Genomic DNA, 12,862 nt, shown 5'->3' on the forward strand with positions numbered 1-12,862 from the left:
GAGGGCTAAGACCCGATTCACGTGCCAGCCAGTCTCGCTGATCAGCCCAGAGGCAGTGAAGCGGCAACCCTGGCCATCGCCCTAGGCGCCAACCTGCCCAGCCACTGCGGTGGCCCGATAGCCACCCTAATCGCCGTGCGGCCCCTGCTCGAAGCCAGCCTGCGCCAGTGGGGCCAGGGCCTCAGCTCGGGGCCCACCGGCTTCCGCTGGTCTCCTCTGTTTGAGACCGAACCGGTAGGCGGCCCCCCAGGCCAGCCGACCTATATCAATGCGGTCCTAGTGGTGGACGGCCTGGTGGCAGGGCTGGGAGCTGATGGGGCAAGGGCAGCAGCCGGTGAAGCTCTGCTGGAGCAATTGCAAACGCTGGAGCATGACTTCGGCCGGGAGCGTCAGGCGCGCTGGACCCCCCGCAGCCTCGACCTCGACCTGCTCTGGTGGGGGGATCTGAGCTGCCACACCCCCCGCCTCCAGTTGCCCCACCCGCTATGGCGGCAGCGAGACTTTGTGCTGGCGCCGCTGGCTGCCCTGGCAGGCCTGGCCCCAGAACCTGGGTGCGCGGTCCTAGCGCTGGCTGGCAGACCCGGCTGGCCCGAGCAGCTGGGGTAGCCCTGCGCGATGCTGGCCCCACCGACCCGCGACAAGCCCAGCCATGGCGCCCCTCCCCGCTCCTGAGCCCTCGCGTCACCTGGAAACCACCGCGGTGCTGGATGCCCGCAAGATCCGCTTTGAGGTCAACCGCGTCGAGCTGCCGATGGGCGTGGTGGGCACTTTTGGCTTGATCCGCCACCCCGGCGCCTCCCTGGCCGTGCCGGTGCTCGCGGACGGCCGCATTGTGGTGCTGCGCCAATACCGCTTCGCCGTGGCCACCCGGCTGCTGGAATTTCCGGCCGGCACCCTCGATGAGGGCGAAGACCCGCTCAGCACCATGCAGCGGGAGCTGCAGGAGGAGGCCGGCTACAGCGCCAGCCGCTGGGATCCCCTGGGGGCGATGCTGCCCTGCCCTGGCTACTCCGACGAGGTGATCCACCTGTTTCTGGCCCGCGACCTCAGCCCCCTGGCCGAGCCCCCCGCTGGCGATGACGACGAGGACCTGGAGGTGCTGCTGATGGAGCCCGGCGAACTGGATGCGGCCCTGGCCAGCGGCGACGAATACCTCGATGGCAAGAGCGTCACCGCCTGGCTGCGGGCCAAGCAACTGCTGGGGATCTAATGGCTCCGGAGCGCTGGCTTTTCTGGCATCGCCGCGACCTGCGCCTGGCCGACAACCGGGGCCTGGCGGCGGCCGCCGCCGCCACTCCAGTGGTGACGGGGGTGTTCGTGCTGGATCCCGCCATCCTGTCGGAGCCCAGCATGGCCCCGGGGCGGCTGTGGTTTCTGTCTGAGAGCCTGCGGGAGCTGCAGCAGGCCTGGCAGCAGGCCGGCAGCCGGCTGGTGATCCTGAGCGGCGACCCCGCCGAGCTACTACCCCGCCTGGCCGCTGGCCTGGGCGCCGAAGTGGTGGCGTGGAACCGGGACGTGGAACCCTTCGGGCGCGAGCGCGACCGGCGGGTGGCGCGGGCGCTGCAGGCGGAGGGGCGCAAGGTGCTGGCCGACTGGGACCAGCTGCTGGTGGCGCCGGAGGCCATCAAAACCGGCGCCGGCGACCCCTACCGGGTGTACGGGCCCTACTGGCGCAGCTGGCGCCGCTGGGTGGAGGAGGCGAGCGCCCTGGGTTCCGCAGCCTCGGGTGGCCTGGATCCCCTGCCGGCGCCGAGCGCCCTGATGGATTGCGATTCCGCCCAGCTCAGTGGGCTGCCACTGGTGAGCCCAGAGCTGGAGCATGGCTTTAGGGGCGCTGAGCTCTGCCCCTGCCGGCCCGGCGAACAGGCGGCCCAACAGCAGCTGCAGGCCTTCTGCGATGGCGATGGCCGCTCCATTGCGCTGCTTGGCTACGAACCGGGACGCAACATCCCCGGCGAAGCGGGCACCTCAGGGCTCAGCGCCGCCCTCAAGTTCGGCACGCTCAGCCCAAGGCAGGCCTGGGCCGCCGCCCAGCAGGCCCGGCAGCTGGCCCGCAGCGAGGAGGAGCTGCACTCAATCCAGGTGTGGGAGCAGGAACTGGCCTGGCGCGAGTTTTACCAGCAGGCACTGTTTCACTTTCCGGAGCTGGCCGAAGGGCCCTACCGGCCCCAGTGGCGCGCCTTCCCCTGGGACAACGACAGCGGCTGGTTTGAAGCCTGGCGCGAGGGGCTCACGGGCATGCCGATCATCGACGCCGCCATGCGCCAGCTAAATGAGAGCGGCTGGATGCACAACCGCTGCCGCATGATCGTGGCCTCCTTCCTGGTGAAGGACCTGATCTGCGACTGGCGCTGGGGCGAAGCGGCCTTCATGGCGCGCCTGGTGGATGGCGACTTGGCAGCCAACAACGGCGGCTGGCAGTGGAGCGCTAGCAGCGGCATGGACCCCAAACCCCTGCGCATCTTCAACCCGGCCACCCAGGCCTCCAAATTCGATGCCGATGGCGCCTATATCCGCACCTGGCTGCCGGAGCTGCGCCATGTGGCCACTCGCGACCTGATCAGTGGGGAGATAGCCCCGCTGGAGCGCCGCGGCTACCCGGCCCCACTGGTGAACCACAAGATCCAGCAGGCCCGCTTCAAGGCCCTCTACGCCGCGATCAAGGGCTGAGCCACCACGGTGCGCAGCACCTCGACCACCCGCTGCTGCTGCTCGCCGCTGAGCTCTGGGAAGATCGGCAGACTGAGCACCTCGGTGCAGAGACGCTCGGTGACCGGCAGGGATCCGGGCCCGTAGCCCAGATCGGCATAGGCCGGCTGGCGGTGGATTGGGATTGGGTAATAGATGATCGTGCTGACCCCAGCATCCTGGAGCTGCTGCTTGAGCCAGTCGCGGCAGCAGGCCTCCGGCAAACCAAAACTGGCGCTATCTGGAGCCGGCGTACAGGAGACACCGGACTCAGCACAGGCCTGGGCCGCAGCGCATCGGGGCACCCTCAGAACGAACTGGTTCCAGCTGTGGCCATCTGGGCCAAGCTCTGGCAAGGCGACACCCGAAAGGGCGGCCAAATGCTCGCGGTAGTGCCGGGCGATAGCACCGCGGCGCTCAACCCAGCGAGGCAGGTGGGGCAGCTTGACGTTGAGCACCGCCGCCTGCATGGCGTCAAGGCGGCTGTTGTAGCCCAGAGCCGTGTGCAGGTAGCGGCGGGGCATGCCGTGCACCGCCAGCTCCCGCATGGCCTGGGCTAGCTCGGCATCGCGGCAGGTGATCGCCCCTCCATCACCAGCGGCACCCAGATTCTTGGTGGGAAAAAAGCTGAAACAGCCCACATCCCCCCAGCTGCCCACGGGCCGGCCCGCCCAGCTGGCACCGGTGGCCTGGGCACAATCTTCGACCACCTTGAGGCCATGGCGCTCAGCGATGGCACACACCCGCTCCATGTCCACGGGACGCCCAAACAGGTGCACCGGCAGCAGGGCCCGGGTGGCCGGCGTGATCGCCGCCTCCAACTGATCGAGATCGATCAGGTAGCTGCTCTCCTCCACATCGACAAACACCGGCGTGGCGCCCACGGCGCTGATCGCTTCAGCGGTGGCAAAGAAGCTGAAAGAAGCCGTGATCACCTCATCGCCTGGACCGATGCCCAAGCCCCGCAGGGCCAGGATCAGGGCATCGGTGCCGCTGTTGCAGCCGATGGCGTGGGGAACTCGACAGGCCTCAGCAAAATCCTGCTCAAAGCGGGCGATCGTGGCGCCGCCGATGTATTGACCGCTGCGCAAAACCTCAAGCACAGCCTGATCTAGAGCTGCTCCCAGCCCTTGAAGCTGATCGCTAAGGCTGAAGGGGGGCACTTGCATAGCGGGCAATTTACGCCTTTCAGGCCTACGCCTTGGTGGCCGGATGCCAGTTGGTGGTTGACCCAAGTGGGGCCGGGCCATGATCAACTCACCATGCGCCACGGAAGCCCGGCGATGATCCCAGCTCGGCGAAGACAACATGCCCTGGCCAGTGGGCTTGCCAGCGTGGTCGGCACCGCCTTACTGAGCGCCTGCGTGCCGGCCCACCGCCATCCCACCTGGGCGATCTACCCGCTGCAGCGGCGCCTGCCCAACGACGGCCTGGCCGTGGTGAGTCAGCCCGATGGCTACGGCCTGCACATCTGGATCGACACCGACACCCGCCAGAGCGGCAGCTGCAAGCCCCGCTGGAGCGCCGATGCGGCCCGGCTGTTCAACGGCAACGGCACGGCCCCATTCAGCTCGGGCCTGGCGCCGCGCCAAGAGTTCTTCCAGGCCGTCGCCCGCCAGGACGTGCGCCGGGCCCTGCGCCAGCAGAGCGAGGCCCTCTGTCAGCAACAGGCCCCCCGCAGCAGCTTCAGCTGGCTGGAGCCGCCCCGCAACGCCGCCGAAATCAAGCCGGAGCCCTACCCGCTGCTGGAGGAAGCAGACCTGCTCAGCGATCCCAACGAGGTGCTGGAGCAGGAGGAGCGGCTGCTGAACCCCGCCCCCACAGCACCGGCTCAGCCCGGCGCCAGTAACGACTAAAGCGGCGCAGATCCAGCGGTTCCGGCAGCGCCACGAAGGGTTCGGGCTCCAGCACCTGAACCGGCAAGTGGGTGGCGATCCGCTCCCGCAAGAGCCCAAAGCGCGGATCCACCGCAGCGCTGGTGACCACACCATCAGCCCCATGGCGGCGAGCGAAGCTCAGCACCTCCTGGACCACGTCGCCGTGGCGCAGGGTCACCGGCAGCTCCAGCAAACACTCATAGAGAAAGCCCAGCCGCTTGAGGCTGAGGCGCTGGGTCTCAATGAGCTCCCGGTCGAACACAAACACCGCCGGCGCCGCCGGATGGGCCACCAGGGCGGGATTAGCGGGCCCTAGGGCCTCGCCATGGATCCAGAGCACGGGCTTCAGCACGGGCTGGCGCCTGGGAAAAGGTCTGCCTGCAACTGCTCGTAGCTGGCTTCAAAGGGGCAGCCCGCACCAGCCAGGGCGCAGTCGCGGCAAAAGCGGCCGGAGCTGAAGCGCTCCAGGTTTTCCCGGTTAAACAGGTAGGGCTTGCTGCTGAAGCTGCTGGCAACCCACTGCCAGCTGAGGTTGTTGCTGGCGGGGTCGCCATCGAGCAGATGCTGCAGAAACCAGCGGGCACCCGCCTGCCACTGGATCCGCCGCCAGTGCACCACGTAGGCCGCCAGCCACATGCGGGCATGGTTGTGCAGCCAGCCGGTGTGGATCAGTTCACTGGCAAAGCCATCCATGCAGGCCAGGCCGGTGCGGGCCTCGAGCAGGTCGGCCGGCAGCGCGGCGGCGTAGCGCTCGGGGGGATGGCCGGTCTTGAGCGGCTCCTGGTCGCGCCAGATGCCATCGCCCAGCTGGCGCCAGAGCCGCTGCCAATAGTCGCGCCAACCCAGCTCGTTGATTAATTTTTGGGCCGCTACCGGCGGCTGGCCGCTGCGCTCCAGCCAGGCAAACACCGCCTCACGCACCTCCGCCAGGCTGAGCACGCCGTGGCGGATATGGGGCGAGAGGCGCGTCACAGCCCCATCGAGGTTGTTGCGGCTGCGGCCATAGGCGGCCGGGTCGATGGCAGCCAGCGCCGTTTCAGCCGCCCGGCGCCCGCCCAGGATCGGGCTCAACCCACCTGGGGCCTGAGGAAACAGCTGGCGCAGGGTCGCCTCCAGCGCCTCGCGATTGGCGAACTGGCGGGGCAGATCGCCGGGTGGGAGAGAATCGCCCGATCGCATCGTTCCGGCTCCTGGCCACTACTCCCATGCTCCTCGATCTGCGCGGCAAAAAGGCCCTGGTTACCGGCATCGCCAACAACAAGTCGATCGCCTGGGGCATCGCCCAGCAGCTGCATGCCGCCGGAGCGGAGCTGGGCGTGACCTACCTGCCAGATGAGAAGGGCCGCTTCGAGGGCAAGGTGCGCGAGCTCACCGCGCCGCTGGCACCCAGCCTGTTCGAGCCCCTCAACGTGCAGGACCCCGCCCAGATCGAAGCGGTGTTTGCCAGGGTGGCCGAGCAGTGGGGCTCGATCGACGTGCTGGTGCACTGCCTGGCCTTCGCCGGCAAGGAGGAGCTGATTGGCGACTATTCCGCCATCAGCCCCGAGGGCTTTGCCCGGGCCCTGGAGGTGAGCGCCTACTCCCTGGCGCCCCTGTGCCGCTTCGCCAAACCTCTTTTCAACCCCGGCGCCAGCGTGATCACGCTGAGCTATCTAGGAGCTGAGCGTGCCATCCCCAACTACAACGTGATGGGCGTGGCCAAGGCGGCCCTGGAGGCCTCGGTGCGCTATCTGGCAGCTGAGCTGGGCCCCGAGAAGCAGGTGCGCGTCAACGCCATCAGCGCCGGACCGATCCGCACCCTGGCCAGCAGCGCAATCGGCGGCATCCTCGACATGATCCACAACGTGGAGGCCAAAGCGCCCCTGCAGCGCACCGTGACCCAGGAGGAAGTGGGCAGCACCGCCGCCTTCCTGGCCAGCCCCCTGGCCTCCGGCATCACCGGCCAGGTGATCTATGTGGACGCCGGCTACTGCATCACCGGCATGTGAGCGCCACACTGGCCCCAACGGAGATCCCCATGCGCACCGGCAGCATCCACCGCGTCACCGGCGAAACAGACGTGCGCGTGAGCCTGGGGCTCGACGGCAGCGGCCGCTGTGCAGTGAACACGGGCGTGCCCTTCCTTGACCACATGCTCCACCAGATCAGCAGCCACGGCCTGCTCGACCTGGAGATCAAGGCGGTGGGGGACACCCATATCGACGATCACCACACCAACGAAGACGTGGGCATTGCCGTGGGCCAGGCCCTGGCCGAGGCCTTGGGGGATCGGCGCGGCATCCACCGCTTCGGTCACTTCGTGGCGCCACTGGATGAGGCCCTGGTGCAGGTGGCGCTCGACTGCTCCGGCCGGCCCCACATCAGCTACGGGCTAACGATCCCGGCCCAGAAGATCGGCAGCTACGACACCGAGCTGGTCAAAGAGTTTTTCGTGGCGGTGGCCAACAACGCCGGCCTCACCCTGCACATCCGCCAGCTCGATGGGGTTAATTCCCACCACATCGTGGAGGCCTGCTTCAAGGCGTTCGCCCGGGCGCTGCGCCAGGCGACGGAGCTCGATCCGCGCCGGGCGGGTGCGGTGCCGAGCAGCAAGGGAATGCTCGCCTAACCCTGATCAGACTCCCGCGACCACAAAAACAACCCCAGCCGCTCGGCATCCGCCATCGTTTGCTCCGCATCCAGCAACAGGGCGCTGCGGGCTTCCCAGGCGATGCCGGCCAAACCTGCTGCAGCGGCCTTGGCCACGGTGGTGGGGCCGATGCCGGGCAGGTCCATGCGCCGGTCTTGGTTGAGCTTGGGGGCCTTATAAAGCACGCCGGAGCGGCCCGTTTCCGGTCGTTCCGGACGCGTGGCTGCCACCCACTCGAGCATGGCATCGGTGCCTGGCAACGCCTCGGTGGCCAGGCACAGCCCCTTAGCCACCACCGCTCCCTGGCCCACATCCACCTGGGAGATGGCCTCCACGATGTAAGCGGCCCGCTCCACATCGGCCCGGTCCAGATCGCTGGGCACGCTGCTGGCATACAAGCCCGGCTCCGGCAGCAGATTTGGAGCCACATCTTCGATGCCCACCACCTTCAAGCCGTGCTCCTCGATGATCTGGGCCAGGGCCCGCAGGGAGGCATCGTCGCCATTGCGCAGCGAAGCCAGGATGCGGGGTGCCGCCATCAAGGTGGAACCCTCGAAGCGCAGCAGGTTGAGCGACCGGGGCCGCACAAACTTGCCCACCATCACGATCTGCTCGATGCCGCGCTGCTGCAGAGACTTGATGAAGGCGATCGAGCGTTCGAAGAAAAACTCCTCAGCCGCCGGCACCTCTACCTCCAGGCCGTGGGGGTAGCAGGCGATATGGGGCCGCCCCGCACGGCTGAGAGCCTCCGAGAGCATCCGAGGCAACACGCCCTCACCAGCAATGATCGCGACGGTCGGATCACCCATCAGGGCCGAAACTGCTCCGCGGCTTGTTGCTTGGCTAGTCAAAGGCCCTACACCCTGGCCTGGCCCCCATCGGTGGACAGGTCCTGTGGCGTCATGGCCTCAAGCAGGGCCTCAGGGGTGAGTCGCTGATCGGCTTGCTCAGTGCCAGCGCGCAGATCCTTGAGCCCCACCACCCCCTCTAGCGCCTCCTGCTCGCCGATCACCGCCGCCCAGCGGGCGCCGGAGCGGTCGGCCCGTTTGAACTGCTTGCCAAAAGCCGCGCCACTGGCATCCCTCTCCACCGCCAGTCCGGCCTGGCGGCAGCGCCGCGCCAGGGCCAGAGCCAGCGCTGCCGCGGCCTCGCCACGGCTGACCACATAAAGATCGAGGGCGGGGGCAGCTGCCGGCGGGGCCTCGGCCTGACTGAGCAGCAGCACCAGCCGCTCCATGCCCAGGGCCCAGCCGATCGCCGGCGTGGGCGGGCCGCCCAGCTGCTGCACCAGGCCGTCGTAGCGGCCACCACCGCACACGGTGGCCTGCGCCCCCAGCTGGCTGCTGGTGATCTCAAAGGCGGTGTGGCTGTAGTAATCGAGGCCCCGCACCAGCCGGGGGTTGAGCACAAAGGGGATCCCCAGGGCCGTGAGGGCCTGCTGCACCGCCGCAAAGCGGGCCTGGCTGGCGTCGCTGAGAGCGGAGGCCAGGCTGGGGGCCTCCGCCAGCAAGGCCTGGGTATCGGAGTTCTTGGAATCGAGCACCCGCAGGGGGTTGCTGAGGATGCGGGCCTGGGAATCGGCATCGAGCTGGTCGCGCCGCTGCTCCAGCCAGGCCACCAGCAGCTCGCGGTAGCGGGCCCGGTCTTCGCTGCTGCCGAGGGAATTGAGCTGCAGCTCCAGCCCGCCCACCCCCAGCTCGGCCAGCAGATCCCAGGCCACGGCGATGGCCTCCACGTCACTGCAGGCATCGGCAAAACCGAGCAGCTCCAACCCGATCTGGTGGAACTGACGCAGCCGGCCCGCCTGGGGGCGCTCGTAGCGGAACATCGGCCCGCCATACCAGAGGCGCTGGGGGCCCTGGCTCAGCAGGCCGTGCTGGATCGCCGCCCGCACCACCGACGCCGTGCCCTCCGGCCGCAGGGTGCAGCTGCGCTCGCCGCGATCGAGAAAGGTGTACATCTCCTTGCCCACCACGTCGGTGGCCTCGCCGATGCCACGGGCGAAGAGCTCGGTGACCTCCAGCAGGGGGGTGCGGATCTCAGTGATGGCACTGCGGCGGAAGTGCTCGCGGGCCGTAGCTTCAATGTGCTGCCACAGGCGAATCTGCTCTGGCAGCAGATCGGCCATGCCACGCAGGCTCTGCAGCGATGCCAAACCGAAAGCAGCAAGTGGGGTGAGTCTGCCTGCCGGCGCTCAGGCGTAGCTGGCTTGATACCAGCGGGCGAAGCGTTCAACCCCCGCCTCGATCGAGGTGGAGGGGCGGAAGCCCACCCAGGCCTCGAGCAAGCTCGTATCGGCGGCGGTGGCCTCCACATCGCCGGGTTGCATGGGCTGCAGGTCGCGGATCGCCTGCCGACCTAATGCCCGCTCAAGCAGCTCAATGAAATACAGCAGCTGCACCGGCTGGCTGTTGCCGATATTGAACAAGCGGTGCGGCGCCCAGCTGGTGGCAGGGTCTGGAGCCGCGGTGTCAAAACTGGGGTCGGCGCTGGCCGGCTTGTCGGCGCAGGCGATCACCCCGGTCACGATGTCGTCGATGTAGGTGAAATCGCGGCGCATGCGGCCCTGGTTGAACACCCGGATCGGCTCGCCGGCCAGGATCGCCTTGGCAAACAGCATCGGCGCCATATCGGGCCGGCCCCAGGGGCCGTACACGGTGAAAAAGCGCAGCCCCGTGGCCGGTAGCCCATAGAGATTGCTGTAGGTGTGGGCCATCAATTCATTGGCTTTCTTAGTGGCCGCGTACAGGCTCACCGGGTGATTCACCGGCTGGTGCTCCGTAAACGGCAGGTTGGTGTTGCCGCCATACACCGAGCTACTGGAGGCATACACCAGATGCTCAACGCCGTGGTGGCGGCATCCCTCAAGGATGTGGCCAAAACCCACCAGGTTGGCCTGGATGTAGGCGGCCGGATTCTCAATCGAGTGCCGCACCCCAGCCTGGGCCGCCAGATGGATCACGGTGGTGGGCTTGTGCTGCGTGAAAGCTGCTTCCACCGCCGCCCGATCCTCCAGATCGGCTTCGATCAGCGCCCAGGAGGTGTCTGTACGAGCCGCCGTGACCTGGAGCTGGGCAATCCGGGCCCGTTTCAGGGCGGGGTCGTAATAGGGATTGAAGTTGTCGAACCCCACCACCCGCTCGCCGCGAACCAACAAGCGCTCGCACACGGCTGCACCGATGAAGCCAGCGGCACCAGTCAAGAAAATAGTCATGGGAGGGGCTCCGCACCTGCGGAGGGAACCGCCTGCAAGCTCCACGGCATCCCGTGACGGATTCTGTACAACCTGTACGAAATCAGGGAGAGCAGCTTGCGGAACGGGGCCATGGACATTCAGCCGATCGCCTCCCGGAAGTAAGCGATCGTGGGCTCCAGCCCCTGCTCCAGCGGCACCGTGGGCTGCCAGCCCAGCTCCCGCTGCGCCAACTCGATCACCGGTTGGCGTTGCAGCGGGTCGTCAGCGGGCAGGGGTTGTTCGATCAGGGGCAGGTCGGGGTTAATCCGGGCGCGCACCAGCTCGGCCAGCTGGCGGATCGTGAACTCGCCGGGGTTGCCAATGTTGATCGGGCCGGTGTGGGCCCCATTCATCAACCGGATCAGCCCCTCCACCAGATCATCCACGTAGCAAAAGGAGCGGGTCTGGCTGCCATCGCCATAAAGGGTGAGCGGTTCACCGCGCAGGGCCTGCACGATGAAGTTGCTCACCACCCGGCCGTCATCGGGCAGCATCCTTGGCCCATAGGTATTGAAGATCCGCGCCACCCGGATCTCCACCCCGTGCATGCGCCGGTAGTCAAAGCACAGCGTTTCGGCGATGCGCTTGCCCTCGTCGTAGCAGCTGCGCAATCCAATGGTGTTGACGCAGCCGCGGTAGCTCTCCGGCTGGGGATGCACCTCCGGATCGCCATACACCTCAGAGGTGCTGGCCAGCAGCAACCGCGCCCCCACCCGCCGCGCCAGGCCCAGCATGTTGTAGGTGCCCAGGAAGCTGGTTTTGGCGGTTTTGATCGGGTTGTGCTGGTAGTGCACCGGCGAGGCCGGGCAGGCCAGATGCCAGATCCGGTCCACCTCCAACCGGATCGGCTCGGTGACGTCGTGGCGGATCAGCTCAAAGCGCGGATGGCCGATCCACTGGCTGATGTTGGCCTTGCGGCCGGTGAAGTAGTTATCGAGGCAGATCACCTCCTCGCCGGCCTCCATCAGCCGGTCCACCAGGTGAGAGCCCACAAAACCGGCGCCGCCGGTGATCAGGTTGCGGGGGAGGGAAGCGGGCATGGCTCAGCCCTCCCCCACGGACCACACCTGCAGCCCCGCCGCCCGGGCTGCAGCCGCATCCGCCTTGGCGCGAGCATCAAACAGCCAGGCCGGCTGGCGCATCAGCGCCGCCACTTGCTGCCAGTCGATCACAGCAAATTGCTGCCACTCGGTGAGCAGCAGCAGGGCATCGGCGCCGCTGGCCGCCTGCTGCACCTCCGGCACCTGCTGCCAGCTGCCCTCGCCAGCGCCGGCCGGTTGCCCCAAGTCGCGGGCCATTTGGCTCTCGCTCACCTTGGGATCGACTATCTGCAGCACCGCCCCCTCCTCCAGCAGGTCCCGGCAGATACGGATCGCCGGTGATTCCCGTGTGTCATTGGTATCGGCCTTAAAAGCAAACCCCAGCACGCCGATCCGCTTGCCGCTCACCGTGCCAAACAGCTTGCTGATCACCAGCCGGGCTATGCGCTGCTGCTGCCAGTGGTTCAGCCTCACCACCTGCTCCCAGTAGGCCGCCACCTCCTCCAGCCCGTAGTGCCGGCACAGGTAGACCAAATTCAAGATGTCCTTCTGAAAGCAGCTGCCGCCGAAGCCCGGACCCGCCTGCAGAAACTTCTCGCCGATGCGGCTGTCGGCGCCAATCGCCCGGGCCACCTCGCGCACATTGGCGCCAGTGGCCTCGCAGAAAGCCGCAATGCTGTTGATCGAGCTGATCCGCTGCGCCAAAAAGGCATTAGCCGTGAGCTTGGAGAGCTCGCTACTCCAGAGGTTGGTGCGCAGGATCTTCTGGGGCGCCACCCACTGGCCGTAAATCGCCGCCAGGGCCTCTATCGCCTCGGGGTCCTGGCCACCGATCAGCACCCGATCTGGCTTCTCCAGATCGGCAATAGCTGTGCCCTCCGCCAGGAATTCGGGGTTGGAGAGCACCGCAAAGCTCTTGGCTCCCTCCGCTGAAGCCAGGATCTCCTGAATCACCTCAGCGGTGCGCACCGGCAGCGTGCTCTTCTCCACCACGATCGTGTGGCCCTGGGCAGCTTTTGCCACCGTGCGGGCACTCGCCTCCACCCACTTCAGGTCGCTGGCCTGGCCGGCACCCAGCCCTTTCGTTTTAGTGGGAGTGTTCACCGAGATGAACACCAGATCCGCCGCAGCGATTGTCTCCTCCACAGCCGTGGAAAAGTGCAAATTGCGGCCCCGGCAGCGGCCCACTACCGCATCGAGACCCGGCTCATACACAGGTAGGCGGCTTAGATCGGCGCCATTCCAGGCTGCAATCCGCTCAGCGCTGAGGTCCACCACAGTCACCTGCACATCCGGGCAGCGATCTGCAATCACCGCCATGGTGGGCCCGCCTACGTAACCCGCTCCTATGCAGCAGATGGAGCGGATGGTGGGCAATCCCATGGAACTCACA

At 67.4% G+C, this 12,862-nt stretch carries 14 protein-coding genes; 6 read left to right on the forward strand and 8 right to left on the reverse strand.

The genetic code is table 11. The annotated features are described in order from the left end of the window. The first annotated feature begins 21 nt into the window (after positions 1–21). From folK to U9970_RS11650, 3 genes are read left to right on the forward strand one after another with little or no spacing between them, the layout of a single operon-like run. Positions 22–606 carry a 2-amino-4-hydroxy-6-hydroxymethyldihydropteridine diphosphokinase gene (folK, locus tag U9970_RS11640; protein WP_322764320.1) on the forward strand — a complete coding sequence of 195 codons (585 nt, stop codon included), beginning with the start codon at positions 22–24 and terminating at the stop codon, positions 604–606. Positions 607–649: 43 nt separating this feature from the next. After that, positions 650–1,210 carry an NUDIX hydrolase gene (locus U9970_RS11645; RefSeq protein WP_322764321.1) on the forward strand — a complete coding sequence of 187 codons (561 nt, stop codon included), beginning with the start codon at positions 650–652 and terminating at the stop codon, positions 1,208–1,210. Continuing rightward, entirely contained in the window at positions 1,210–2,670 is a 1,461-nt protein-coding gene (locus tag U9970_RS11650; protein ID WP_322764322.1) for an FAD-binding domain-containing protein, read from the forward strand. The genes U9970_RS11645 and U9970_RS11650 overlap by 1 nt, the downstream gene beginning before the upstream one ends. Here the strand turns inward: U9970_RS11650 and U9970_RS11655 are convergent. Further along, positions 2,649–3,857, reverse strand: a complete 1,209-nt coding sequence (locus tag U9970_RS11655) for a DegT/DnrJ/EryC1/StrS family aminotransferase (protein ID WP_322766125.1) — start codon at positions 3,855–3,857, stop codon at positions 2,649–2,651. The two genes, U9970_RS11650 and U9970_RS11655, sit on opposite strands and share 22 nt — an antisense overlap. A gap of 93 nt (positions 3,858–3,950) precedes the next feature. Between U9970_RS11655 and U9970_RS11660 the strand changes: the two genes are divergently transcribed. Further along, complete coding sequence (locus U9970_RS11660; RefSeq protein WP_322764323.1) at positions 3,951–4,544, forward strand: hypothetical protein; 594 nt, start codon at positions 3,951–3,953, stop codon at positions 4,542–4,544. Here U9970_RS11660 and U9970_RS11665 read toward each other — a convergent pair. Both U9970_RS11665 and U9970_RS11670 read right to left on the reverse strand, forming a co-directional pair. After that, positions 4,453–4,917 (reverse strand): cryptochrome/DNA photolyase family protein, encoded by a 465-nt coding sequence (locus U9970_RS11665; RefSeq protein ID WP_322764324.1) that lies wholly within the window; start codon positions 4,915–4,917, stop codon positions 4,453–4,455. The two genes, U9970_RS11660 and U9970_RS11665, sit on opposite strands and share 92 nt — an antisense overlap. After that, a complete protein-coding gene (locus tag U9970_RS11670; RefSeq protein ID WP_322764325.1) occupies positions 4,911–5,744 on the reverse strand; it encodes an FAD-binding domain-containing protein in 834 nt (277 codons plus the stop codon). Before U9970_RS11670 ends, U9970_RS11665 begins: the two co-directional genes overlap by 7 nt. 26 nt (positions 5,745–5,770) lie before the next feature. On the opposite strand from U9970_RS11670, the gene fabI reads away from it, so the two are divergent. After that, complete coding sequence (gene fabI / locus U9970_RS11675; RefSeq protein WP_322764326.1) at positions 5,771–6,553, forward strand: enoyl-ACP reductase FabI; 783 nt, start codon at positions 5,771–5,773, stop codon at positions 6,551–6,553. A gap of 29 nt (positions 6,554–6,582) precedes the next feature. Next, a complete protein-coding gene (gene hisB, locus U9970_RS11680; protein ID WP_322766126.1) occupies positions 6,583–7,173 on the forward strand; it encodes an imidazoleglycerol-phosphate dehydratase HisB in 591 nt (196 codons plus the stop codon). On the opposite strand, the gene U9970_RS11685 is transcribed toward hisB, so the two are convergent. The 5 genes from U9970_RS11685 to U9970_RS11705 all read right to left on the reverse strand — a co-directional run bounded on the left by U9970_RS11685 (position 7,170) and on the right by U9970_RS11705 (position 12,852). Continuing rightward, positions 7,170–8,045, reverse strand: a complete 876-nt coding sequence (locus U9970_RS11685) for an LpxI family protein (RefSeq protein WP_322764327.1) — start codon at positions 8,043–8,045, stop codon at positions 7,170–7,172. The genes hisB and U9970_RS11685 overlap by 4 nt on opposite strands. 5 nt (positions 8,046–8,050) lie before the next feature. Next, a complete protein-coding gene (hisS, locus tag U9970_RS11690) occupies positions 8,051–9,349 on the reverse strand; it encodes a histidine--tRNA ligase (RefSeq protein WP_322764328.1) in 1,299 nt (432 codons plus the stop codon). 39 nt (positions 9,350–9,388) lie between these two features. Next, entirely contained in the window at positions 9,389–10,408 is a 1,020-nt protein-coding gene (locus U9970_RS11695) for an NAD-dependent epimerase (protein WP_322764329.1), read from the reverse strand. 119 nt (positions 10,409–10,527) lie between these two features. Continuing rightward, a complete protein-coding gene (locus U9970_RS11700; RefSeq protein ID WP_322764330.1) occupies positions 10,528–11,469 on the reverse strand; it encodes a UDP-glucuronic acid decarboxylase family protein in 942 nt (313 codons plus the stop codon). A 3-nt stretch (positions 11,470–11,472) separates the two neighbouring features. Further along, complete coding sequence (locus U9970_RS11705) at positions 11,473–12,852, reverse strand: nucleotide sugar dehydrogenase (RefSeq protein ID WP_322764331.1); 1,380 nt, start codon at positions 12,850–12,852, stop codon at positions 11,473–11,475. Between the last annotated feature and the right edge of the window lie 10 nt (positions 12,853–12,862).

The organism is Cyanobium usitatum str. Tous (assembly GCF_963920485.1).
GTDB classification, from domain to species: Bacteria; Cyanobacteriota; Cyanobacteriia; order PCC-6307; family Cyanobiaceae; genus Cyanobium_A; species Cyanobium_A usitatum_A.